21 protein-coding genes and 1 riboswitch are annotated in these 24,151 nt (G+C 41.2%); of the genes, 10 read left to right on the plus strand and 11 right to left on the minus strand.

Annotation, left to right across the window (positions count from 1 at the left end; all coding sequences use genetic code 11):
- The first annotated feature begins 3 nt into the window (after nucleotides 1-3).
- The 6 genes from ACYJZR_RS08420 (at nucleotide 4) to ACYJZR_RS08445 (ending at nucleotide 5,866) form a co-directional block, all read left to right on the plus strand.
- Entirely contained in the window at nucleotides 4-642 is a 639-nt protein-coding gene (locus ACYJZR_RS08420) for a tetratricopeptide repeat protein (protein ID WP_050549002.1), read from the plus strand.
- A gap of 3 nt (nucleotides 643-645) precedes the next feature.
- A complete protein-coding gene (locus tag ACYJZR_RS08425; RefSeq protein ID WP_024700573.1) occupies nucleotides 646-1,302 on the plus strand; it encodes a response regulator in 657 nt (218 codons plus the stop codon).
- A complete protein-coding gene (locus ACYJZR_RS08430; RefSeq protein ID WP_406965063.1) occupies nucleotides 1,292-2,704 on the plus strand; it encodes a sensor histidine kinase in 1,413 nt (470 codons plus the stop codon). Before ACYJZR_RS08425 ends, ACYJZR_RS08430 begins: the two co-directional genes overlap by 11 nt.
- 203 nt (nucleotides 2,705-2,907) lie before the next feature.
- Nucleotides 2,908-4,857: an LTA synthase family protein gene (locus ACYJZR_RS08435; protein ID WP_069524135.1), complete on the plus strand. Its 1,950-nt coding sequence runs from the start codon at nucleotides 2,908-2,910 to the stop codon at nucleotides 4,855-4,857.
- Between the two features lie 158 nt (nucleotides 4,858-5,015).
- Complete coding sequence (locus ACYJZR_RS08440; protein ID WP_024701807.1) at nucleotides 5,016-5,381, plus strand: VOC family protein; 366 nt, start codon at nucleotides 5,016-5,018, stop codon at nucleotides 5,379-5,381.
- Between the two features lie 101 nt (nucleotides 5,382-5,482).
- On the plus strand, nucleotides 5,483-5,866 hold the full coding sequence (locus ACYJZR_RS08445) for a hypothetical protein (protein ID WP_020840698.1): 384 nt from the start codon (nucleotides 5,483-5,485) through the stop codon (nucleotides 5,864-5,866).
- Nucleotides 5,867-5,947: 81 nt separating this feature from the next.
- On the opposite strand, the gene ACYJZR_RS08450 is transcribed toward ACYJZR_RS08445, so the two are convergent.
- Together ACYJZR_RS08450 and ACYJZR_RS08455 are read right to left on the minus strand one after the other, a co-directional pair.
- A complete protein-coding gene (locus ACYJZR_RS08450; protein ID WP_005464478.1) occupies nucleotides 5,948-6,682 on the minus strand; it encodes a hypothetical protein in 735 nt (244 codons plus the stop codon).
- A 31-nt stretch (nucleotides 6,683-6,713) separates the two neighbouring features.
- Nucleotides 6,714-6,872 (minus strand): hypothetical protein, encoded by a 159-nt coding sequence (locus ACYJZR_RS08455; RefSeq protein WP_005477734.1) that lies wholly within the window; start codon nucleotides 6,870-6,872, stop codon nucleotides 6,714-6,716.
- A 528-nt stretch (nucleotides 6,873-7,400) separates the two neighbouring features.
- Nucleotides 7,401-7,502: riboswitch (glycine riboswitch) on the plus strand.
- A 117-nt stretch (nucleotides 7,503-7,619) separates the two neighbouring features.
- Between ACYJZR_RS08455 and ACYJZR_RS08460 the strand changes: the two genes are divergently transcribed.
- The gene (locus tag ACYJZR_RS08460) at nucleotides 7,620-8,996 is read left to right on the plus strand and encodes an alanine/glycine:cation symporter family protein (RefSeq protein WP_461715801.1); all 1,377 of its coding nucleotides are present in this window, start codon (nucleotides 7,620-7,622) and stop codon (nucleotides 8,994-8,996) included.
- A 108-nt stretch (nucleotides 8,997-9,104) separates the two neighbouring features.
- Here ACYJZR_RS08460 and ACYJZR_RS08465 read toward each other — a convergent pair whose 3' ends face one another.
- Both ACYJZR_RS08465 and ACYJZR_RS08470 read right to left on the minus strand, forming a co-directional pair.
- Complete coding sequence (locus tag ACYJZR_RS08465) at nucleotides 9,105-9,671, minus strand: hypothetical protein (RefSeq protein ID WP_005464525.1); 567 nt, start codon at nucleotides 9,669-9,671, stop codon at nucleotides 9,105-9,107.
- Nucleotides 9,672-10,307 carry a LysE family translocator gene (locus ACYJZR_RS08470; RefSeq protein ID WP_005464660.1) on the minus strand — a complete coding sequence of 212 codons (636 nt, stop codon included), beginning with the start codon at nucleotides 10,305-10,307 and terminating at the stop codon, nucleotides 9,672-9,674.
- 221 nt (nucleotides 10,308-10,528) lie between these two features.
- Here ACYJZR_RS08470 and ACYJZR_RS08475 point away from each other — a divergent pair, with 221 nt between their 5' ends.
- Together ACYJZR_RS08475 and ACYJZR_RS08480 are read left to right on the plus strand one after the other, a co-directional pair.
- The gene (locus ACYJZR_RS08475) at nucleotides 10,529-12,109 is read left to right on the plus strand and encodes a carboxypeptidase M32 (RefSeq protein WP_461715802.1); all 1,581 of its coding nucleotides are present in this window, start codon (nucleotides 10,529-10,531) and stop codon (nucleotides 12,107-12,109) included.
- A 50-nt stretch (nucleotides 12,110-12,159) separates the two neighbouring features.
- Nucleotides 12,160-12,816, plus strand: coding sequence for a HEPN domain-containing protein (locus tag ACYJZR_RS08480; RefSeq protein ID WP_025499129.1), 657 nt, complete (start codon nucleotides 12,160-12,162; stop codon nucleotides 12,814-12,816).
- Between the two features lie 60 nt (nucleotides 12,817-12,876).
- Here the strand turns inward: ACYJZR_RS08480 and ACYJZR_RS08485 are convergent, their stop codons facing one another.
- The 7 genes from ACYJZR_RS08485 to ACYJZR_RS08515 form a co-directional block, all read right to left on the minus strand.
- Nucleotides 12,877-13,707: a hypothetical protein gene (locus ACYJZR_RS08485; RefSeq protein ID WP_025499131.1), complete on the minus strand. Its 831-nt coding sequence runs from the start codon at nucleotides 13,705-13,707 to the stop codon at nucleotides 12,877-12,879.
- 5 nt (nucleotides 13,708-13,712) lie between these two features.
- Nucleotides 13,713-14,177 carry a hypothetical protein gene (locus ACYJZR_RS08490; RefSeq protein WP_025499133.1) on the minus strand — a complete coding sequence of 155 codons (465 nt, stop codon included), beginning with the start codon at nucleotides 14,175-14,177 and terminating at the stop codon, nucleotides 13,713-13,715.
- Nucleotides 14,178-14,810 (minus strand): hypothetical protein, encoded by a 633-nt coding sequence (locus ACYJZR_RS08495; protein WP_229636709.1) that lies wholly within the window; start codon nucleotides 14,808-14,810, stop codon nucleotides 14,178-14,180.
- A 23-nt stretch (nucleotides 14,811-14,833) separates the two neighbouring features.
- Complete coding sequence (locus ACYJZR_RS08500; protein WP_461715803.1) at nucleotides 14,834-17,818, minus strand: ATP-binding protein; 2,985 nt, start codon at nucleotides 17,816-17,818, stop codon at nucleotides 14,834-14,836.
- 9 nt (nucleotides 17,819-17,827) lie between these two features.
- The gene (locus ACYJZR_RS08505) at nucleotides 17,828-18,463 is read right to left on the minus strand and encodes a hypothetical protein (RefSeq protein WP_079856076.1); all 636 of its coding nucleotides are present in this window, start codon (nucleotides 18,461-18,463) and stop codon (nucleotides 17,828-17,830) included.
- Between the two features lie 9 nt (nucleotides 18,464-18,472).
- Nucleotides 18,473-21,238, minus strand: coding sequence for a molecular chaperone DnaK (locus ACYJZR_RS08510; RefSeq protein WP_461715804.1), 2,766 nt, complete (start codon nucleotides 21,236-21,238; stop codon nucleotides 18,473-18,475).
- A 134-nt stretch (nucleotides 21,239-21,372) separates the two neighbouring features.
- Nucleotides 21,373-22,335: a helix-turn-helix transcriptional regulator gene (locus ACYJZR_RS08515; RefSeq protein WP_025499140.1), complete on the minus strand. Its 963-nt coding sequence runs from the start codon at nucleotides 22,333-22,335 to the stop codon at nucleotides 21,373-21,375.
- Nucleotides 22,336-23,245: 910 nt separating this feature from the next.
- Between ACYJZR_RS08515 and ACYJZR_RS08520 the strand changes: the two genes are divergently transcribed.
- Complete coding sequence (locus ACYJZR_RS08520; protein ID WP_049879076.1) at nucleotides 23,246-23,899, plus strand: GGDEF domain-containing protein; 654 nt, start codon at nucleotides 23,246-23,248, stop codon at nucleotides 23,897-23,899.
- Nucleotides 23,900-24,151 lie beyond the last annotated feature (252 nt).

Consider the following 24,151-nt stretch of genomic DNA (forward strand, 5'->3'; position numbering starts at 1 on the left):
ACGATGAATACCAAACAACTACTTTTTTGCGCTTTGACGGTTTGTTCAACGTTAGCTTCGACCGCTGCGTTGGCAGGTAATGCTCCACTGCAACAGGTTCAAAAGAAATGGGCGGAATGTCAGTACAGCACGCCCGATGGTGACGAAAAGGAACAATGCTTCCATCGTGCGATTGCCAAAACCAGTATTTATCTCGACAGAGAACCCGGCAATCCCGAACTCACTGTTTGGCTGGCAATCAATAAAGCATCGCTGGCTGGTGCTCAAGGTGGCTTAGGTGCACTATCACTCGCCAAAGAAGCCAAATCTTTACTCGAAGGGGTAATTGCAACGTCACCGCAAACGCTTGATGGCTCTGCATACACCAGTTTAGGTTCTTTGTATTACAAAGTTCCGGGGTGGCCAATTGGCTTTGGTGATGACGATAAAGCCGAAGAAATGTTGAAAAAAGCGTTAGAGATCAATCCAAAAGGCATCGATCCGAACTATTTTTATGGAGACTTCCTTGCAGAAGAAGGTCGAGACAAAGAAGCGAAAGTGTATTTGACTCGCGCAATGCAAGCATCACCTCGCCCTGACCGACCTTTGGCGGATAAAGGCCGAAAACTGGAAATTGAAGCGACTCTTGGGAGATTGAAATAATCTATGCGCTTATTACTCGTAGAAGATGACAAACTACTCGGTCAATCCATGGTGACTTCATTAAGTCGCCATGGATACACCGTGGATTGGGTGGAAAAAGGGTCTGGCGTGACTAGCGCACTCAAAACAGAAGCGTTCACTGCCGTAATTTTGGATCTCACTCTACCCGATATCGATGGATTGGAAGTTCTGCGTAATATTCGCAAAGGCGGATTTAAGCTCCCAGTGATGATACTTACCGCACGAGACGACATTCGCGATCGCGTTCAAGGCCTTGATGGCGGCGCAGATGATTACCTCGGAAAACCGTTTGCACTCGAAGAGTTGCTCGCTCGCTTGCGTGTGTTGATTCGCCGTCAATCCGGTAGTGCAGAAGAAATCATTCAAGTTGGGCAGTTATCTTTATCCTTATCGGAACAAAGCATTCGCTACGATGACGCCCCACTTAAACTCACACGCCATGAATTTAAAATCCTCACCAGCTTGATGACGAACGCCGGACGCGTGCAAAGTAAGGAGCAATTGCAACAATCACTGCACGGCTGGGATGAAGGTTCAAGCGACAACGCGATAGAAGTTCACATTCATAACCTACGTAAAAAAGCCCCCAACGTCGCCATCAAAAACATTCGTGGTGTGGGGTACATTCTTGAAAAATAAAAAACCTTACTCCATTAAACGCCAACTGACGCTCTCGGTTGGCTTGTTAGTCAGCGCGCTTTTGCTTATTTCTTTGTACTTCAGCTTTCAATCAGCCAAACACGAAGTCGAAGAAGTTTATGACGCTAGGCTTGGGCAATCCGCTAAGCTGATGCTGCTGACGCTGTCCATTTCAACCGAAACGGACACTCTCGCCAACCACAGAGAGCTATTCGACCAGTGGATGAAAAACATCGATTCTTTGGCAAAGAGCGACGAAGACAAAGCCACCAAATTTGGTCACCCCTACGAACAGAATCTCGTTTTTCAATTCTACCGTGACAACAAGTTGATCTGGAGTTCCACTCCGAATCTGCGCTCTCTTTCTTCTTCTTTTGATAACAACGGCTACGACGACATTACCAAAGACGGCGTGCAGTGGCGCACTTTCCAACTCTCATTACCACAGACCGAGCATGAGAACGAATACGTTGTCGTTGCTGAAAAGCAGAAGATACGTAAAGAGATCATCCATGAAATCGCTCTGTCTACGTCCATCGAACAGTTACTACTATTGCCGACTTTGCTGCTGTTGCTGTTCTGGCTGATAGACAGGTATTTCAGACCGATTAACGATCTACGCACGGCAATCACGCAACGAAACGTGCACCGCTTAGACCGCATTCATGTCACCGACAACACAACCGAGCTTGCTCCGTTGGTGGAAGCACTCAATTCATTGCTTTCTGAACTTGAACAAGCGTGGCAGAGAGAGAAGCGCTTTACGCGAGCCGCCGCACACGAGCTCAAAACGCCGCTGACAATCCTGCGCCTAAACGTAGAAAACGCTCTTGAAAGTAATGACCCAGAGCAGTTACGCGGAGACTTACACAACATCCTTCAAGGCATTGAAAGAACCGACCGTCTCATCCACCAACTGCTTACACTTGCTAAAGTAGACAGTTTATCTGAACGTGTCTTTGACAACGTCGAACTAACCCCATTGCTGCAAACCGTCGTCGCCGATTTAGCGCCACTTGCTTTAAGACAAGATCAAGACATCAGCCTCTCACCAGCGGAAGTCGCGCTTTCTGGCGACAAAATGTTGTTAGAAGTGTTGTTCCGTAACCTTGTAGACAACGCCATTCGCTATTCAGGCGCACACAGCGAAATCCAAGTTAGTGTGCAAGAAAATAGAAATGCCATCAAAATCTTGGTTTCCGACACTGGCCCGGAGATTCCACAAGAAACGCGAGAAAGGATCTTTGAACAATTCTACCGAGGTCACTCAGAAAAAGGCGATGGTGCGGGGTTGGGCATGTCTATTTGCAAAGACATCGCCACGCTACACAGCGCAACAATAGAGCTGATTCCGAGAGAAAATGGCAAGAACACGTTTGTCGTCGCATTCCCAAAGTACTAGCGAAAAAAGACGACTAAAAAGGCGATATGGAGCACACTTCTATCGCCTTGTTTCGCACCAAGCATGAGACGCCTCCCACTCTTACATAGACATACGAATACTTACAATTCAGTCCATAGATTTTCATTATAATTCACGTTTATTTCACGCTCGCTTTGCTAGAAACGACACAACATCACGACTAAGTCCATCACAAAATAAATATGAAAAGTTCGTCTAAGAGACCCATGTTTGGGCCATTGCAGCCTCTCGCTGTTTTTTCTTTGTTTTCACTTGCATTTTTGTCCATATCACGCATTTTACTCGCCTTTTGGCAGTTTGATCGTATTGAATCCTTCAACGACTTCCTTTACATCCTAGGCCAAGGCGTGCGTGTTGATATCGCAACGTTATGCTGGTTGTTCATCCTCCCTGCTCTGCTTTCTTCTTTCATGCCACTAAAAGGCAAGGTCGGAGAATGCTGGAAATGGGTATTGCGCTTGTGGATGGTCGCTGGGCTATGGATTCTTGTGTACATGGAGCTGGCAACGGCGCCATTCATTCAAGAATATGACCTGCGTCCAAACCGCCTGTTTGTTGAATACCTCATCTACCCGAAAGAAGTGATGAGCATGCTTTGGACTGGCTACAAACTAGAACTGTTTATTGGTGCAATCGGCACCGCTTTGACGCTAGTTTTAGGCTGGAAATGGAGCAAAAAACTGACCGATAGCGCGCAACAAATCAATTGGAAATGGCGCCCTCTTTTGGCGATTTTCGTTGTGCTTCTTTGTGTTGCAGGCGCTCGTTCGTCTTTGGGTCACCGTCCGCTCAACCCTGCTATGGTGGCGTTTTCGAACGATCCACTGCTTAACGACTTAGCACTGAATTCGTCTTACTCATTGCTATTTGCTGTCAACAATATGAAGTCAGAAAAGAGCGCTGAGCAGTTCTACGGCAAGATGGACAATCAAAAGATGTTGGATCTCGTTCGCGCTTCATCAACGAAGATCGACTTTGATCCTACATTGCTACCAACCATGAACAGCAACCCAGCGACGTACCAAGGAAAGCGTAAAAACTTGGTTATCTTGTTACAAGAGAGCTTGGGCGCACAGTTTGTGGGCTCTTTGGGTGGTCTGCCTCTTACACCAAACCTTGATGAACTGATGCAAGAAGGCTGGCAGTTCACACAAATGTACGCAACGGGCACTCGTTCAGTTCGTGGTATCGAAGCGGTAACAACAGGCTTCCCGCCATCGCCTTCTCGCGCGGTTGTAAAACTGAGTAAGAGCCAAACGGGTTTCTTTACTATTGCAGATTTGCTCAAAGAACAAGGCTACCACACACAGTTCATTTATGGCGGTGAAGCAAACTTCGATAACATGAAAACCTTCTTCTTCGGCAATGGCTTCGACCAAATTGTTGAAGAGAAAAACTATACGAACCCAGGTTTTGTTGGCTCTTGGGGAGTGAGTGACGAAGATCTTTACAATAAAGCAGATGAAGAGTTTGAGCGCCTTTCAAAAGGCGACAAACCTTTCTTCAGCCTTGTGTTCACATCAAGCAACCACAGTCCTTATGAGTACCCAGAAGGTAAAATCGAACAATACGATCCTGAGCACATGACGCGTAACAACGCGGTGAAATACTCAGATTACGCTTTGGGAACGTTCTTCGACAAAGCGAAAAAATCATCATACTGGGATGACACGATTTTCATCGTAATTGCGGACCACGATGCTCGTGTATTTGGTGCAAACCTTGTTCCTGTTAAGCACTTCCACATCCCTGCTTTGATCATTGGTAAAGACATTCAACCACGTAAAGATGACCGCATCGCCAACAACATTGATATGCCGCCAACGCTGCTGTCTCTTATTGGTGTGGACGCAAAAACACCGATGATTGGCCGTGACTTAACTAAGCCACTGGCTCGCGAAGATGAACGCGCAATGATGCAGTACGACAAAAACTTCGGTTACTTAACCCGAGATAACTTGGTTGTACTTTCTCCTGGCGAAAAAGTGTCGACCATGGAATACGACTTTGAAAGCCAAACGATGAAGCCGCTAGAGGTCGATGAATCCGTTATTGACCGCGCAAAAGCAAACGCGCTGTTTGCATCTAAAGCGTATCAAAACAACTGGTATTCTTCGAAACGTACGAACTAATATCCTCTGATTAAGTTAGGAAAAAAGGAGCCAAATGGCTCCTTTTCTTTGTTTTAGAGCGACTAGATTTTTAACGTAAAAATTCACTACTGACAGCACCTGTCATGCTCTTTCGGTAAATTCAGCCTCATCTATTTAACAAAGTTGAGGAATAATCCATGCTGACTATCAATTCATTCGTTCTCTATGTAGAAAACATTCACGTGAGCCAAACATTTTACTCGAGACTGTTTGATTGTGAGGTCACGCTTTTATCTCCTACATTTGCTTCTATGCCACTTTCCCATAGCGTCAAACTTACGCTCAAACAGAGTGACGTGCTTACTCCAGTCAGCATGGTGAAAGGTGGAGGAGCCGAGTTATCGCTGTCTGTAGCAGACGGCCATCAACTGGAACTGGTTTACAACAAGTGGAAAGAGATGGGCGTAGACTTTATTCAGCCACCAATAACCTCGGTGTATGGGTTAAATTTTGTAGCGACCGATCCTGATAAGCACCGCATTCGTGTGTTCATCAGTGAATAAAAATGCGTTAAAAATGCTTTTTACCATTCCCAATTAGACTTCAATAAATTAGACTCAGGGGACACTTATAAGCTGCGTTGTATATAACTAAAGGAATGCCCATGAGCTCAAGTATGATCCTTAGCGAATCCCTAATTGAAAGTGGACGTGATATCCCACTAAAAGAACTGCTTTATGCAAAGCGCGTGTTAGACAACTACATGGCGGTAGCAAAAGACACAAGCCCGCTTGAGCTATTAACAGAAATGAAAGCTGCAGCTAAACAAGTAGAATACTTCACTACAAATAACAATCCGTGTGAAGCGCGCAATGTCATTAGCAGTATGATTGATGAGATCGACAGTGCAGAAACGTTTGCTGCTTTCAAAACTCTCGCAGGAAAGCCATCTCAAGCTTTGAACGAATTAATTGAAGATCGCGCTCAACTCATTAGGTATGAACGAGAACTTTTGCTTGCATCAGGTTATGATGCCTCTCGTATCTAACGAGTTTTAGCTTGACATAGGTAAAGGAAAAGGAGCTCAGTGAGCTCCTTTTTATATGAACAATCGAGTGTATTGTTGAGCTTATAAACCCATATCCGATGTGATTTCTTTGATCTGTTTGAGATCCATTTTGTAGACTTCAATTAGTTGATCAATTTGGCTAAGTCGAGAATTTGCTTCATCGTGCTTATCGCAAGCATCGGATTTTACATCCCACGACTTCCCTTCTAAGAACACATCACATTCTTTCTTCAGCTTGTCGATTTTCGGCAGTAGCTTCTCGCGCTCTTTCTCTAACGCTTCTAGATCTTGCGAGATTTTGAGTTCTTTCTGGAACACTTCACGAGAGCGTTCAAACATGGTTGCTTGCATATCCGCTTGGCGAGTGAGCTTTTCATTCTCTGTCTTGCTCGAGCTCAACTTGTCATTCTGTTGCTTCACTTGAGATTCCAACGACAAGTTAACCTTCTCGACCTCGGTAAGCTGAGCTTGTAATTTTTTCAGCGCTTTCTGATGTGCGGCGTCCTTTTCTGCGAGCAGTGCATCCACTTTCTCTTGGATTTCTTTGTCTAGCGACTCTTCACGAGTTTTAACTTGAGAAACTAACGCGGTTTTATCTTGCGCAAGCGCTTGATATTTATCTTCTAAAACTTGGTAAGTAGATTCCCATTTATTCGCCGTCAAAACAGAGCCAGCCAAGCCCCCAAATGCCAAGCCTAGTACCGCTGCAATTGCGATATATATGTGTGTGCGTTTGTCACGTTCCTCAATGACAACCACTTCATCTTGTTCTTCAATATTTTTTTGAGAAGTCACCGTATATTACTCCAAGGACTCTTCTATCTTGCTAGCGAATCAGTTCCGCAATCACAATGGATGCGGTATAAATCAGGAATGCGCCAATCAATGTTATGACGGTCGCTTTTTGGACTTTTTCATTGGTTCGATAACGGAATAGCACAAACGCTACAACTATCAATACCGCAATGGCTAACAATCTGGTCATACAGCCTCCTTGTCCAATCGTGTAAAACTGACTAACTCACAAGACAGTTTCACAAAAGTTTATTGTAACTCATTTCTACGTTACGCAAGGTCAACTTAGCGTAGATTTTCATTCGCGTGTGCTAGATTGGATCAATTTTGTGCTCTTAATTGAATAACTTACCTAAGGCTCACTGGCGATGCATTACCAACAATTATGTTGAGAAGTGCGAATATTGCCAATAGAAATAGTATCAGTTCCCTACTCTACTCAACAAACCTCTATCCAGTACGTCATAAAAATACCTTTTGTTCAAAAATGTGTTGAAAATAAATCGTCCAAGGGTGTTGAAATGGTCAAGAAACATGATAGAGTTCACACGTTAATGGTGACCAGCATCATTAACTAACCTTTACTCATTTGATTGAGTAATTGTTCCGATGAAGACTGCAGGAGAGTGGTTATTAACCAAACTTTAACATTTGGTTAGATTAACTCGCCGAAGAATTAACTATTTCAGGTGCTACCTTGGTAGCGGGGACTGTAGTTGGAGGAACCTCTGGAGAGAACCGTTAAATCGGTCGCCGAAGGAGCAAGTCCTGCACATGTGTGCAGGGTGAAACTCTCAGGCAAAAGGACAGAGGAGTGGAAAGTTACAACCTAACTATTTGGCGTTCCCGCCTTCTTTAAATAGCTTAGTTCTATTAGAGATCCTTGATCTCGTCCTTTCCCTCTTCTCCTTATTAGTTGTTTTATTAAGGGGAAATCATGAACGACCTACAATCTTTACTACAAACCATTGATAACTTTGTCTGGGGTCCACCACTGCTTATTTTGCTTGTGGGAACCGGTGTTTACTTCTCTTTTAGCTTAGGCTTGATCCAGTTTAAACACCTACCAACCGCGTTAGCGATGGTATTCAGTAAAGATAAGTCATCTGATAAACAGGGTGACGTTTCTAGCTTCGCAGCACTTTGTACTGCACTTTCTGCAACTATCGGTACTGGTAACATTGTCGGCGTTGCAACCGCAATCAAACTTGGTGGCCCTGGCGCCCTATTCTGGATGTGGCTTGCTGCCCTATTCGGAATGGCGACGAAATACGCTGAGTGTCTGCTTGCTGTTAAATACCGACGCGTTGACGACAATGGCCAAATGATAGGTGGACCAATGTACTACCTACAATATGGTGTTGGCTCTAAAGCGCTAGCCATCATGTTTGCGGTATTCTCACTTGGGGTTGCTTGTTTTGGTATCGGTACGTTCCCGCAAGTAAATGCGATTCTTGATGCAAGTGAAATCTCTCTAGGTGTAAACCGTGAGCTTGCAGCTTTCATCCTGACGCTTTTGGTTGCATTTGTAACTCTAGGTGGCATCAAATCTATCGCAAGTGTCGCAGGTAAAGTGGTTCCAGCAATGGCGCTGTTTTATGTGTTGGCGTGTCTTAGCGTGATCATCATGAACGCAGATCAACTACTAAATGCTGTTGAACTTGTGTTGGTATCTGCTTTCACGTCTACCGCAGCAACGGGCGGTTTCCTAGGTGCTAGCATCATGTTGGCAATCCAATCTGGTATTGCGCGTGGTGTATTCTCAAACGAATCTGGTTTGGGTAGCGCGCCAATGGCCGCAGCAGCAGCGAAAACAGACTCTTGTGTTAAACAAGGTTTGATTTCGATGACAGGTACCTTCTTCGATACCATCATCATTTGTACCATGACAGGTCTAGCCCTGATCCTAACTGGCGCTTGGCAAAGTGACTTTTCAGGTGCCGCGATGACAACACATGCCTTTGCTGTTGGTCTCAACGCAAAAACATTCGGCCCAATGCTGGTGTCTATCGGTCTGATGTTCTTTGCGTTTACAACGATCCTTGGTTGGAACTACTACGGTGAGCGTTGTGTGGTGTTCCTAATGGGCACAAAAGCGGTTCTGCCTTACAAGATTATCTTCCTTGCTCTAGTGGCTTCAGGCGCGTTCCTGCACCTAGACATGATTTGGATTCTGGCAGATATCGTAAACGGTTTGATGGCGATCCCTAACCTTATTGGTTTGATTGCGCTTCGTCATGTTGTACTGGCAGAAACTAAATTGTTCTTTAACCCTTCAGTTCAATCTGATGATCTTGATGCGGTAAAAGCATAGCTCTACAAAGAACCGTTAAGCCTGCACTTAAACGAGTTAGAAACCTTAAAACACAAAGCCCGCTCATGTTTAGCGGGCTTTATTTTTATCTAGATTCAGATGACAACGTTAATCACGTAACCACTGATGTTCAACCTTCTCTCCACGCTGTTCAAAAAACTTAGCGTTTTGCTGTTTGAACTGATCAACTTTAATATCCGCGATTGGCCAATGGGCAAAATCTTCCGTAATGAAAGACTCATCAACACCAAATTCCAGCGAATCTAAATGCTTACCTATGTAACGGTAAAAATAACTCTGTCCGACGCTATCACATACCATTGGCACATGCGCCATTCGCTGGCGATTCACTGATACGGATGCCCAAGTTGTGGTGTTCGGTTTGCAAGTTTTCTCCTGCACAACATCGATTTCAAACTTGTTGTCTAACGTCGTAGATACAAAAACGACGATCGCATCGTCAAGGTAAACTCGTCTTAACAATAGCTGTTTGGTGTCGTGCGTTCGCGCCTTTTGGATACCATTAGAAAACGGCTCAAAGTGCGCCCAGTGCCACCCCCACTCCATCCCCCGAGGTGAAAACTTGATTTGTGGTAATGTCATCCAAGCAACAGCACTCGCAAACCCCAACAAAAACAGCGTCAGCATTAAAGCAAGTCGGTATAAATTGCGCATTTAAAGTGGTTCTTCAATCAGTAACTTAATTCCTAGCGCAACAAGCACAGCACCTGTTACTCCTTCCATCCATTTCATAAAGCTGGCATTTTTGAGCAAGTTCTTTGCTGAGTTTAAAGCCCCCGCCAAGCCACATTGCCAAACCATTGCGATAACAAAATGGATAGCGGCCATCGTCATAGATTGCAACAATGGGGAGCCTTCCGGATTAACGAATTGCGGTAAAAATGCCAAGTAAAACACTGCCGTTTTTGGGTTTAGTACATTTGAGAGAAAGCCCTCTCTAAACGAACGTTTTCCACTGTATACCTGCTGAATTTGTTCAGCGACAGTAATGCCTCCGTCTGAAGCCATTAGCGCTTTCAAACTGCTGATACCAAGCCAAATGAGGTACGCGGCTCCAATCATTTTAACGATTTGGAATAGCTCAGCGGATTGTGCAAGGATGGCAGAAATGCCCACGGCAGAGAAAAACGCATGTACAAACAAGCCAAAACAAATGCCTAAACTTGTTGTACACCCATCTTTTAAGCCCGAACGACTTGTATTACGAAGAACTAATGCGGTATCCAGCCCCGGCGTCAGCGTTAAAATTGTGATAGCGATAAGAAACGCTTCAAAATTTAGTATGTCCATATTGTTGTGATAATTAATGGGTAATGTGTCATCAATACCGCCAATCAACTCGATTCGCAAGCTTCTTTTTTAAGAGCGCTATACAACCGGATGAATTTGTGGACAATGAGACGTCATTAAATGTTAATTATTAGTAAATTAACTTCAGTTGCTTAGCGCGACTTGATGTGAAGGACCCTTTTCGGGTGTTTAGGGAAAGAACAAAAATAAGAGTAGTCACAATGAATGCATTTACAAAACTCGTCGAACATTCAAAAAAAGTCGCCAACTTTGGCCATTTATTAGAAATTGTAGGCTGGGATCAAGCAGCTGTGATGCCATCAGGCGGTGCTGAAGCACGCTCCAACGCAATGGCTGAACTTGAAGTACACATCCACTCGCTCATGATTCAGCCGCATCTTGAGGATCTATTTGCACAAGCAGAAGAAGAAACCCTCGCCACGCAAGAGCGAGCCATGTTACGTGAAATGAAACGCGAATGGCAGCTTGCAAACCTTCTTCCAGAATCATTAGTTCAAGCAAGTTCTCTTGCCGGTTCGAAGTGTGAGCACGCTTGGCGAACACAGCGTGCTAATAATGACTGGGCCGGTTTTGAGAAGAACTGGGCAGAAGTTGTAAAACTTTCCCAAGAAGAGGCTCAAATTCGTGCAGACGCAAATGGCACAACGCCATACGATGCGATGCTGAATGTTTACGAGCCAGGCACGACGTCGACTTCTTTAGATATACTGTTTTCTGACGTCAAAACATGGTTGCCTTCTTTAATTGACGAAGCAATTGAAAAGCAAAAATCAAATAACATTCTGCTTCCTAACGGCCATTACCCTGCTGAAAAACAAAAAGCACTGGGCTTGCAAGTGATGAAGCTGCTCCAGTTCGATTTCGAGCATGGTCGACTCGATGAGAGTGTCCACCCGTTCTGTGGCGGCGTTCCTACCGATGTGCGTATCACAACTCGTTACGATGAGAGTGAGTTTATGCAATCATTAATGGGAATCGTGCACGAAACTGGTCACGCTCGTTATGAACAAGGCTTACCTAAGGAATTGGCTGGCACACCAGCGGGTGAAGCGCGATCGATGGGCATTCATGAATCACAATCTCTATTCTTCGAGATGCAAATTGGCCGCAACAACGCCTTTATCGATCATCTTGCTCGCTTGGCTTCAAATCATTTCTCTGGCAACGAGTTCGCGAAGGACAATCTAGCGAAGATATACACGCGAGTAGAAAAAGGCTTCATCCGAGTTGATGCAGATGAACTGACCTACCCTGCGCACGTTATCCTTCGCTACGAAATTGAACGAGATCTCATGAACGGTGTGATTAAACACACTGACGTCCCTGAATTGTGGAATGAGAAAATGAAAGCGTATCTGGGTCTATCTACAGAGGGCAACTTCAAAAATGGTTGTATGCAAGACATCCATTGGACTGACCCTCAGCGATCGCACATCACTTCCACTAACACGATGAAAAATAAAGAAAAACGACTAAACAAGCACAACTATAAAGATGGCTGCATGCAAGACATCCATTGGTGCGATGGAAGTTTTGGGTACTTTCCAAGCTACACGCTGGGAGCCATGTACGCTGCTCAATTTATGGCAGCTATGAAACAATCAGTAGATGTAGATGGAGCAATCCTTAGAGGAGATCTTACGCCAATTTTTATCTGGCTATCTGATAATATCTGGAGTAAAGGTAGCTTGTTAAGTACAGATGAACTAGTCAAGCAAGCTACAGGGGAAACACTTAATATACAGCACTATAAGGATCACCTAAGAAGCCGCTACTTGTAAAAGTAATACACTCACAAAATAACAACAAACAATAATAGAAAGAGGGCAAAATGCTTACTTTTAATACGTTAAAAGAACGTCACCGTCGTGAGCGAAATAGCTATTCGCAATCACTTTCTACTCGTGTGCATCGCTCTCTAAGTTGGCTAAAGAAAGCGGAAGCATGTGAAGATGATGATTCTACATTTACTTTCCTTTGGATAGCTTTCAACTCAGCTTACGCTCAAGATTTTGAACAAAAAGCAAACTACGGTGAGCGTGGCTTGTACCAAGAGTTTTTATCTCGCCTTGTTGAACTAGATTCTGATAACTTGTTAGCTGAAATTGTCTGGCAAAACTACTCAGGTGTAATACGAGCACTGCTCGATAACGAGTTTATTCTTGAAAGCTATTGGAGCTACCATGCGGGACGCATTAGTGAACAAGAATGGAAAGAAGCTCGCAGTAAAGCTAAGGTCGCAGCTAATACAGCACTTGGGCATAACAACACAGCGTCAGTGCTTTCTATCGTATTCTCACGCCTTTACACGCTGCGTAATCAAATAATTCACGGTGGTGCGACTTATAGCAGCTCTGCGAATAGACAGCAATTAAGAGATTGCACCGTGCTCTTGGAAAAGGTTCTACCAGTTATCATCAAGATTATGATGGATGGTAGTAGTGAGCTATGGGGTGACCCTGTTTATCCGTTTATTACTGAGCAATAATATAGATCGAAGCGACATTCTATGAATGTCGCTTTTCTATTTCTGAACATCCAGCTAAAGCTACAACTTCACGACAGATGGTTTAATAACTTTACCTGTTTTGGTATTAACGTAACCATGAAGCATGATCTGGGTGATAGAGCCACTTGTGTTGTGGCTAGAGCTATGTTTTATGTGACACTGAGTGTCAAACGAGTCCCCAGAGCTAACCTCTTGAAGTGCGAACATAGGATAAGCTAAGGTAAAACGCTTAAATAACAGATTGAATAGCGAAATCACATTAGCTATATCACCATTATTTCCGTTGACTGTTTCACTCTTCGCATAATCCCATAGATTAGAAATATTTTTCTCTTGAATCCCACAAGAAATCAAACCTTGAACTGTTGTATCTTTAAAGATTCCAGATAAAGACTGAAGTGTTTGCTCTGACAATCGGCTATATAACTCGAGAACTTGTAGATCATCACGGAAATTATTTCTGTAATACTCAAGATTCTGGTTTAACTCGGTCACATCATTCTGTAACTGATTCTTCATCTCTGCTAGCAGTTTAAGATCAGCCTGTAGTTTCGCAACCAACAGATCCTTATCCCCATTTTGTTCAGAAAGTTGCTCAACCCTAACTCCAGCTTTTTCTTTAGCTTCTTTCTCCATACAAAGCAAAGACTTTAACTTATCAATAAATTGTTTCAAGTCTTCGTTCTCACTCTCAACCTTTTGTAGGCTCTCTTTCACACACTCTAATTCAGAATTATCAAAACTGGATACTTGCTCAGTTTCTAACGGTGGCTCTACGCAATCATTTTTTTCAACAACTATCTCTCGCACCTTTGCTCGTACTTTTTCATCATCCAGAGCATTTAATAAGGTTTGAATATTAATATCCATAGCACTTACCTACGTCCATAATCTCTGGTTTTTTTTCGATAGAAAGCTTGGAGGCTCGTTCCATCTGAGAGTTCCTCCATCTCCGATGTGTCAATAGCTTTTATGCTAGATGCGACAGACGAAAAAGAAGGATCAGTATATGGAATTGGTGTTTCAATTTGGGGATAACTTGCTATAGAAGCCCCAGGAAAGATTAACTCTTCTGTAAGCCAACCAATTTCTTTTACAGAGTTAACAAAGCTATCTGAAATACTTATATCAGAGTCAACCTGGAAGCTCTTATCGTCCGAAATAATCACTAAAGCTAAGGTTTCATTATCAACGTACTCAATCTTATGCTTGAAAATATCCCAGAAGTTTTCTTGAGGAACAGTCATTTCACCAGCAAATAAGATAGGTTCAAGCTCACCGCCAATTACTCGGTTTGCTTGAACTCGATTCTTCTTTGCCTGAATGATAAAGTCAGACATTTAAAATTTTAACTCCATAACCTTGTCTTCGATTTGTTCAGTCGTAAGCTCAGGCTCAAGTTTTTGATATGCTTCAACTAGGGCGCTGGCATGCTTATGGCTCTCATCAATGCTCAACTCATCTTTTAAATACAAGCTGTAGTCATCAGTATTGAGGTTTTTCTCTTTATACGCCTTAATCGTACCAATAATTTCTTTCGCTTCTAAATCCAGTGCGGCAACTGTTGCCATAAATGATGGACTTACAACAGTATCAAGTTTCTCATTAATACCTTTTAAGGTGATAGAAGCACCAATAGATGATCTCGCCAATTTCTCGGCATCACTAAGGTTGTCGAATTTTTCTTTGTCAATCACCACATCATTTCTTAAGTGGTCGATATATTCACTTATTGAGGCAAAATCATCGGGAGTCTTCTCACTCAGCATTGCTTTCGCACCAAGTTCTTCCATGTTCTCTTCAGGACGGATAATACCTAGAGAAATACCCACATTTTTTACCGCCTCTCCTACTTTTTCAGCTAGGTTGATCCCTAAGCTAGCAATAGATGCCGCAACATTGGCAATCCCTGAGCCTATTTTCGATACAGCACCACCAATTGCACTACAGGCACTACTTACAAAACTGCTCACGCTACTCCAAAAACCCATAATTCCTAGCCTCTCACTTTGATATCTTTTCTGAATTCATCTCGCTGATATATTGAAATGCGAGTTTCGCTATCTTCATTTAAGCATGAGAGGAAGTCATACAATGTACCTTCTCGGGTCTCTTTATCTTTTGCACTACTTGGGTTGTAGCAACATAAAGAAATATATTGATACATAAACTCCCAGCCAAACTTCTCCAAACATTGAATAAGTCTGCGTCTATCTTTTTCTTTGCCTAACGTGTCATACCAGGCTTCTGCAATTTCACCATGAAGAAACTTATCCACGTCATCAATAGAAGGCTCCTCTTCTAATAGCTCTAAGCCCTGAATTAAACCTGACTTATAATTCTTTGCATAGTAAGCAAGAGCAAGTTGACTAATGTCGCTAGGAGACACATCTTTTTCATTGGTCGTACTAACAAGTTCTTTGATCTGAACTTGAAGCGGTTTGCTCATACCTGAACTGGATAATATCACTCGGCCAGGTTCAAGGTTGGATAGAAAGTCTTTCTGTTCATCAGAAAGAGCCATCGTATTACCCACAGCTTCTTTGTCATCTTTTGCGAAAAGCTTATGAATGATCTTTGTGTTGGTATTTTTTAACACTTCTGGTGTGAGTTTATTTGGAATTTGGTCTACGATAATGAGTGACTCACCATACTTACGAACCTCTGCCAACATATCGGCAAACGCTTCAACACCTTGTTTCTTATTCTGGCTATCTCCTGGTTCAAATTTCGATAGCAATCGGTGCGCTTCTTCGATCAAAGTAATGTGACGGAACTTCTTTCCTTCACTCTGATACTCATAATAATTAGCTCTAATCGCTTCATTTAAGTTAGCTAGCACAAAGCCCATAACAAGCGACTTTTCACTTGGATTGCGAATTTCTTCAAGCTCTAAAATCACATTTTTAGTCGCTAAGTCTTTAAAGTTAATAGAGCGAGGGGTATCTAGCATTAGCCCTTTTGAACCAATAAGTAAACCTTGCAATCTAGCCTTAATGGAGCCTATATAATCTTGTTTCAGCCTGTCATCAAATCCCTGTTCCATAACGACTTGTTCAGTCATAGCAATCAGGTCACTCAAGGTAGGGAACGCATAAACACCTGGAGCGAACGGATCATCAAATCGCTTGTTCTTAGACGTCGCAATATTCCAACCTTTATTCTCGTAGCTTCTATAGATTGAAGCTTCTATTAACTGAGGTATTGCCGCTTCCATATCAAAAGCAGATTCGATACTTGCTTTGATCATATCAACACGAGAAGTAATGTTTTCGTGCGGAAAGAACTCAAAAGGATTCAACCTGAAGGGGGCAATATTATCGTTACCAAGAGTAAAAATAAGAATGTTTTTGTTCTTCTTGGTTAATACCCGATACTCTGTTTTTGCAGGTTCTATTACCAAGAATGGCATTTTTGCTGACTCAAGTAAACGATGACAAGTCGTTGTCTTACCACTACCCGTAACTCCAGCGATAAAGGTGTGCTTATCAAGATCTCTCTTGTCTATATTGACATCGATATTTTGATGTAAACCACTTTTCACTAGATTACCTAGATAGAGTTGGTTTTCATTTTCGATATCTGAACTCACATTCAAACCAAACTCGACTTCTTCTTTCAGTGTTAAGCCGACTATCTCTTTTTGAGGCAAACCTGCAACTACACTCAACTCATTAGTCGACAACCAATTACACAAATAACGATTAAATGGCTTTCTAGAAAAAAGTAAATCTAGTTGCTGTTCATTGCTAATACTTCCATCAAGCGAATCCTTATAATTTTTTTTAAGCATGGGGAATTGGAAATTCTTTACCGCATTTAGCTCATTTGGATTGGCTACGTTCTTAAACGTTAAAGGTGATTTATTTATGTCCTCACCAGAAAATATAGATCGAGCTGTATTCCCAAGTTTTAGTACACTTGCTATCGAGTCAGAAAAAAGGTAAACATTAGATAAATAAAGACCTTTATTTTTTCCAACCTGTACGCGTTTCAATAATACCTCATCAATATAGGTAAGCCATTCTTGTATTGATTTATCACCATACTCTCGTGACTCGCTTGATGACCTGCCTTTTTGATTTGATGTATTGCTACCCACATTTTTAGCAATTGATTTTGAAGTCGTTGTCCCTTTAGTTTTCGCTTCAGAACCATTTTGATGTTTATGATGGTCAATTTCAGCAGCGCTTCGTGAGGTTTGCTCGCTGCTACCAGTTTTGTTTGTTCCAGTAGTTATTGTTACTGATTTCCCTGTATTCTTAGTAATACTAATTCCGTCATTTTCCCCTGTTGAGGTAGTGTCAGTTGATCCTTCCGACGTGCCTTGAGTCGTTGAAAAATTATCGCCATCCTGAACACTTTTTTTCGATAGAGGCAAAAGCTTGTTGTAAATACTATATAACTGGCTCTCTATCTGATTGATTTCTCGTAGAGATAGAGGATCTGCCATTACCATCAAGCAGAAATTATCACCATTCATAATATCAACTAGGCGGTCAACCCCTTGAAATTGTTCATTATCTTCATGAACACTCGGTACTCCGTCTAACTTTGCTATATGAGCATATGACTCTATGGTGCTTTTTACTACGACACGCTCTACTTTATCTAGGCGCCTTACAACACTACCTCTAAAGTTACCTTCGAGTGAGGGCTTTAGAATTGATTCGCCTATATCATCAACATCAAGAACTAATTCACCTTTGTATTTTTTATCCTTAGCTATACCAAATAAGAAATTGACCTTTTTACCATCACTTAATAGCACATAGATGAATATAACCCCTTCAATGCTGAGTGAACTCAATACATTCTCAAACGCTTCTTTTCTCGGCGAGTCTTCATCAAAAGTGACTTCTTTTATGTGATATAAAGTAAAGTCATGGTCATTAAGCCAGGTTGGTTTCTCTAAGTATTCTCTGGATTCAACTTTATGCTCTGCTGTTCGAATTAGTTCTGCTAACGCTTTGTCTGACATCATAAATCCTTAGCGTAAATCCATTACAGCATCTTCTGCTTCTTCCACACTCATCGTTGGATTGGCAGTCTGATAAGCATTAACGAATACATTACTATGTCGGTGAGTATCCTCAATACTCAAAGAATCACCCAAATACTTTTGAACATCATCTGAATTTAAACCACTTGATTCATAAGATTTCACAAGGGCAATAACGACTTTCGGATCGATATCAAGCTCACTGATAGCGTTTAAGAATGGAATCGAAACATCTGCTTCCAAAGCTTGCCCCATACCTTTTACGGCAATTGCAACACCAACAGCTTGACGTGTTATTACATCAACAGCATCAGTGCTAAGGTTTTCTTCATCAATGATTACATCATTTCGCAAATAATCGATGTAATCATTGATCTGTTCGAAATCTTCTGGTGTCTTTTCCGCTGCCATTGCCTTCGCGCCAAGCTCGTCAGCACGTTCGTTAGGTTTTAATACATCAGCCACCAGGCTGATGGCCTCTACTGTATTGACAACTTTCGGCAAGTTTTTACCAACAACCTCAATGACCATCGGGGCATACTTGGCAATCATGGGACCAATGCTAGATGCAATCTTGGTAATTGTTGTAATAATACTTGGGATCAGGGTCGGAGGAACAATCATTCTTTTACCTTATAGTTCAATACGTTGAATTTCGTTTATGTATTGCTCGTTAACAATATCTGCTTCATTTGCCACGACATACTCGATTGCGGTTGGTGATACTAACTTAATATAAACAAGAGCTTCTTCATTCGTTACATCAAGCTTAACTACTTTCTTTTTAATGCTACTGTCACCTATCGACATCTGACCAGTGCTTGAACTTGGCTGTTCCGTAAAGAAGATTTCAAACGTGTCATAATAAGCATCTATGAAGTCATACCACTGATTTAACTTCATCTCTCTATCGATTAGAGGCTTGAATTTTTTCTTACGACTTTCACCTAGGTAGTATTTGAAGCGAACATCTTCATCTGCAATATTATGATCGACAACTTTTACGCTGCCACCATCACGAGACTCGATAAGGCCAAATGCAACGCCAGTTTTACCCGTAGGCTTCTCAACATCATTCTTATCAGTCCCTAAAGGAGCAAACAGCTCAAAACGGCTCTCACCTTCAGACACACCCATGTCTTGGTGCTGTATAGCTATATGTTTGTTAAATAGAGTATTTACAAAGCTTGATTGACTAGAATTACCAGCAAGGAAAATTTTCACATTATCGATATCTGTTAATGTTAACCGACTATTACTAAATGCCAAACGTAACGCATCAAAGAAATTCTCAACTCCTCGTTCAATACGATCTGACAAGATTTGATTCAGCTCTTCTAAATCAATATCTAGAGCAAAAGCAGAGTGTCGAACACCATTAATATCTGTCAAAGTCACTGAAAGCTCACCAGACGCATCGAATGAAAAGTCCTCATGTTCTTCCCAGAATGGACGTAAAGCAATACAAAGTTGCTTGGTGTTCACTCTTGCTTCTTGGGAGTTACTTAGGAGCTGCTCACTCCCTGCAAACGCATCTCTCTCTGGATGTTTTTCAAACTGAATGCTTTTTTCAAGCAAAGCACTCTTATTCTTTTTAAATACTTCAAAAGCAAGAAGCTCCAATAGATTTTCACCACCTAAGAACTTGTCACCACCCGCACCAAAGTGTTCAATCACGTAGTCAAAGCGTCTTTTATCTTTGGGATCTGTTGGTTCACTGTAGATGCCAAAATCAAAGTCTGTAGTACCACCACCGAAATCAAATACGCCATAAAACACACGCTCATCACCTTCTGGATCAAAACCGTACTGCTGTAAAGCAGTCAATGCATAAGCAGCAGGTTCGCTTGCACCTTTGGTCACCGTGATCTGGTTAATCGTTTTTTCGCCAAGTTCAGCAGGAAGCGACTTCTTAAGACCTTTTTCAAAACTCTCGATAATCTTGTCACGAATTGGCATTTCATACGTAACAGGGAAAGAGAGAATGTAATCCATAAAGATACCGTTATTGAGGTTATTAATATACAAACCTAAGTAATAGGCATAGATTTCAATTGGATTGAAATCATCATCTTTCAACTCAAGAAATGGAGGTAAATCGATAACCTTTCCATGCTGATCTACGATCTTAAGCTTTCTGTTTTTATCACCCGCCCACTGCTTAATTTCATCTAAGAAAGTGTTGAATTTGCTTGACTCACTACCTTGCATTGAGTTTTGTGCAGTGTGAGATATTGTTAGATCTTTCCAACGAGTATAAGGTTTGTTTGCTTTAGCATTATAGGCACTCGTAAATGACTCTAGATTGATAAACTCCATGATGGTTGGGTTTTCATAGTGATGAGAAGCAATCTCTTTACTAAGGTCACCAGTACCAATACGCATCGGGTGAATGTTGACGTTATCTTTCTGATATACAACAACTGTGCTTTTTGTACCGAAGTCAATTGATACAACACCATCATTGATGCTTGTCTTTGGATCTCGTGCAACGAGTTTGGTTGGTAGATCGATGGTAATAGAAGCATCAGTATCTAGCTCATCTTGCCACAATGACCAATGACCCAACTCGGTATCATCAAGGATTTTCTTATGGTAAGGGCTAATATCGGCCCGTATTGTATCTTCAATAAGAAGCGAATTAACTACCTTCTGTGTTACTGCCTTGTCTATTACTTCATCAGCAATATTTGTATATTTGTTGAAAAGGCTCTTATCCCCAAGATGGAAAATTTTTAATAGCGTTTCATAATCTTCGTTATTTTTTAGCTCTACTAGCCTAAAACCGCGCTGGAGAATTTCTATAAACAGATCTCTATCTGACATCTCTTTCAAATCTGAAGATAAAAATGGTAAAGCTTTCCCAGTGGAACAATCATGTCTTTTTTCTTTATCAAAATGAAAACCAGTCACTAGGTCATTGTAATCAAAAAGTGCATGCTGGTAGTTTACAGGTCGCTTACTATACGTATTAAATGGAGCATTACTTAACTCAGTCAAAGAGTCTAGTTCAGCTAAATTTGGAATTGACCATTCATTAACTGGATCAAGGATTATATTATTTATATCATCTTCGACATAACTTAACTCTGTTCCTGAGTGATAATCTTTAAAGCAATTCGGCTGCGACTTAATCAACCAAAAGCCAACAACCCGCTTATCAAAATATATTTCATTATCTAAACTGACCCAACGTTCTGCTGACAAGACATTCTGAACTGTGCTATAGCAACTATTTAGTAGCTCAAGTATAGGACTAAACGAACTAGCTTCTTTTTTAAACAGCTCCACATCTCTCGCTAGAATAGTGTCAAATGTTTTGTTGGGTTCCACGAATAATCCGACTTTTTCTGACAATTCAGATGGAATTTTCCATTTAGATATTAGTTTAGTATACATATTGTTCTCTTTTCTAATACTTAACAATTCCGCCTATTGATAAGCTTCGACTCTTACATTGTTGTTTTTAAAAACGAAACCTAATCATCTGCTATTGCGCAGTTTTTATAAGGCTTAGGCTCTGGGATAACATGTTAATTTTCGATGCTTGCCAAATTCACATCCCAAATATTTTCTTTGAAGCCATCTAACCAATGCTGGAGTTGCTTAGAACGAACTACTGTCGCAAACACGTTATAATGTTTGTCTGACTCAGTAATAGTTTGATCTGTTGACAATGGTGTTTCGGTAAGATGGAAACCAGCTTCCTTTGTGATAGAGAACGACAGAGAGCACTTCTCCCCTTCACCAAAACGAAACCTGCCATCAGCATCATACTGACTTAGCTTGAATGTTTTGGGGCGCTCAAATGTGAACGTCGAACTAGCTGCTTTTGTAATTCTATGAATGGCTAAACTACGCTCATTATCATATCCATCAAAACGACAAACAAGGTAAAGTCTATGCCCTTGTTGCGCTAACCCCAAGGGCATCACTATTCCTGACTTATGTTCTTGTCGAGCATTATAGTACTCGATGTTTAATAGACGATTATGATAAAGCGCGTTGCTAATTTCTTGAAAAACACAGGAGTCAATTTTAGGTGGAAGTAAAGGTTGAGTTTCACTAACAACAGCAACTTTTTTTAACCACTGACGCTCCTTACTATTGATTAAGCTAGGATTAAGTTGGTATTTAGCTTCTTGGAAGAACCCATCAAGTGACGAAAGTAAGTTAGCAGGTAGAAGATGCGTCAAATACTCTTGGGACAATGCCAACAGTAGCGCTTCTTGAGGTGTTAGGTTTTGTAACGCCAGACTTTCACTGTTTCTATCCCACCGATAACCATATGGCTTACTACGATCATCGCGCACAATATCAAAATGTTCGCAAAGCATCTCCAACGTCCGTTGGACACTTCGCAAATCACGTACTAAACCTATTTGACACAGTTGTTCATGTAGTTCTTTTGCTGTAGTTTGATGAAATTTAGGAATACGTTTCAAAATTTCAAACGCAATTACTAAAGATTCTTGGGTGCTTGCTCGCTTAGCCATCTGATCCAACTTGTATAGAATATGATGATTCAAAAGATATCCGACTCATTGTGAGGTTCGTGAACACTACGCGTGAAACGGATAAATTTCATACAACACATTGATTTTTTTATTTATAATTCTAAATATTAATACGCTTTTTGTTCTTTTTATGCAACTATGAGTTCGTCACTTCGCCTGGCAATTCAACAAAATGAAGAGTACATCAACTTCTGACATAATGTGTCGTATATAACCTGGCTAGGTCCCCTTAATCTAATTCAGTTAATATCGAGCAATGTGCATATATCCAAAAAAAACGCTCAATGAAAAGCAAACCATTGCCATTTTAGAGGGAGCGAAAGAAGGTATTTCAGCCCGAGCGCTTTGCGGCAAGCTTTGAATCTAGGATGGTTTACATACGCTGCACTGGATGCCCTCTGAAGCTCGTCTAAAAACACTAAAAGAAGAAATGCCAGACTCAAAAAGTTGCTGGTTGAGAAACTGCTAGATGCTGAAGCCCCGAAGATTGCTCTCCACCCAAAGTACTGGCCGCAGATGACAAGCTCAAGGTTGATAAAGTTCCCCTAAAAGATATCGCCCTTTCTAAGCAGATAAACTGTCTATTCTTCAGTATTCAACACGTATCAATACGTTATTAAACCACAAGCGAATTTACCTCTTGAACTATCATTAGGCGTAATGGTCAACAAACGAAGACAGAAAAAGTCACATGAACGCAAATCAATCAATATCTCGATATGGATTACAATAAGAATCACCTCCACATAGCTCAGGTTTAGATCAGCTCTCTATGCAAATTAAAATCTGTTATTGATACTTCTGTTGGATAATAAGCAAAACAAATACGACACATTACGACGTAGTACTATGTATTCTCAACGCCTGTGTTAAAACTGATGTTGGGTGAATGATGGTATTTGATTCTATTGAGAGACACGAAGACAGAGTTAACTCTCGCTACGAGAAAACGCTGCAAGAAACGATTTTTCATTTAGAGCAAAAAAACAAAGAACTTATGCAAAAAATCACGCAACTTGAATCACGACTTAATCATGATTATCTAACAAAGCTTAAGAGCCGTGAAGCTGCCCTGAACGCTATAGATTCGTCTTTGAAAAACAATGAGATTCATACTATAGCTGTAGTATTTATGGATATGGATAATTTAAAATTAATCAATGATTATGGTGGTCATATCTTAGGTGATGAGGCGTTGAAACTCTTTGGTTCAACTTTAAAATTATTAGAAAAGCCTGCACACTGCATATCCCGTCTAGGAGGAGACGAATTTATTGCGATCTTACCAAATTACACAGAAAGTCAAGTACATGAATGGTGCTTGGCACTAGATGAATTACTTAAACAAACCAACCCACTGAGCTTCAATGCACAAAAAATCAAAGTTACAGTTTCAACAGGATATTATTTATACGACAAGCACTCTGATAACCCAACTAAAACCAGTCAGGATATGATTGAACTGGCTGATTCTTCTATGTATGTGTCTAAACGAGAAAAGTTTACAATAAGGAAAAGAACTCCAACAACACAGACGATTTAACATATAAACAAACCAATAACATATTAGCCCTCGGTTAATAAACTTATTATTATCTTATCAAGATAACATTAAAAATTATGGTTTTTATACCTACATTCAACCAAAAGTTAAACCATAAAATATAGACACCCATAAGAAAAACAATTTAATTTACAAAAAATAAATAGCATAATAAATAGTGCATGAAAAATATAAATAGCATTTACTTTGTTATTTGAAAATTTAAAATAAATCACCTTTTATCATTTTAAA

It is taken from the genome of Vibrio sp. RC2502, from assembly GCF_054850435.1.

Bases quoted from the DNA above. Each gene is read 5' to 3' on its own strand.
- ACYJZR_RS08520 (WP_049879076.1), top strand. From the start codon at position 23,246: ATGATGGTATTTGATTCTATTGAGAGACACGAAGACAGAGTTAACTCT.
- ACYJZR_RS08510 (WP_461715804.1), bottom strand. From the start codon at position 21,238: ATGTATACTAAACTAATATCTAAATGGAAAATTCCATCTGAATTGTCA.
- ACYJZR_RS08445 (WP_020840698.1), top strand. From the start codon at position 5,483: ATGAGCTCAAGTATGATCCTTAGCGAATCCCTAATTGAAAGTGGACGT.
- ACYJZR_RS08460 (WP_461715801.1), top strand. From the start codon at position 7,620: ATGAACGACCTACAATCTTTACTACAAACCATTGATAACTTTGTCTGG.
- ACYJZR_RS08475 (WP_461715802.1), top strand. From the start codon at position 10,529: ATGAATGCATTTACAAAACTCGTCGAACATTCAAAAAAAGTCGCCAAC.
- ACYJZR_RS08440 (WP_024701807.1), top strand. From the start codon at position 5,016: ATGCTGACTATCAATTCATTCGTTCTCTATGTAGAAAACATTCACGTG.
- ACYJZR_RS08500 (WP_461715803.1), bottom strand. From the start codon at position 17,818: ATGTCAGACAAAGCGTTAGCAGAACTAATTCGAACAGCAGAGCATAAA.
- ACYJZR_RS08465 (WP_005464525.1), bottom strand. From the start codon at position 9,671: ATGCGCAATTTATACCGACTTGCTTTAATGCTGACGCTGTTTTTGTTG.
- ACYJZR_RS08420 (WP_050549002.1), top strand. From the start codon at position 4: ATGAATACCAAACAACTACTTTTTTGCGCTTTGACGGTTTGTTCAACG.
- ACYJZR_RS08435 (WP_069524135.1), top strand. From the start codon at position 2,908: ATGAAAAGTTCGTCTAAGAGACCCATGTTTGGGCCATTGCAGCCTCTC.
- ACYJZR_RS08490 (WP_025499133.1), bottom strand. From the start codon at position 14,177: ATGTCTGACTTTATCATTCAGGCAAAGAAGAATCGAGTTCAAGCAAAC.
- ACYJZR_RS08425 (WP_024700573.1), top strand. From the start codon at position 646: ATGCGCTTATTACTCGTAGAAGATGACAAACTACTCGGTCAATCCATG.
- ACYJZR_RS08505 (WP_079856076.1), bottom strand. From the start codon at position 18,463: ATGATTGTTCCTCCGACCCTGATCCCAAGTATTATTACAACAATTACC.
- ACYJZR_RS08515 (WP_025499140.1), bottom strand. From the start codon at position 22,335: ATGGCTAAGCGAGCAAGCACCCAAGAATCTTTAGTAATTGCGTTTGAA.
- ACYJZR_RS08485 (WP_025499131.1), bottom strand. From the start codon at position 13,707: ATGGATATTAATATTCAAACCTTATTAAATGCTCTGGATGATGAAAAA.
- ACYJZR_RS08480 (WP_025499129.1), top strand. From the start codon at position 12,160: ATGCTTACTTTTAATACGTTAAAAGAACGTCACCGTCGTGAGCGAAAT.
- ACYJZR_RS08470 (WP_005464660.1), bottom strand. From the start codon at position 10,307: ATGGACATACTAAATTTTGAAGCGTTTCTTATCGCTATCACAATTTTA.
- ACYJZR_RS08455 (WP_005477734.1), bottom strand. From the start codon at position 6,872: ATGACCAGATTGTTAGCCATTGCGGTATTGATAGTTGTAGCGTTTGTG.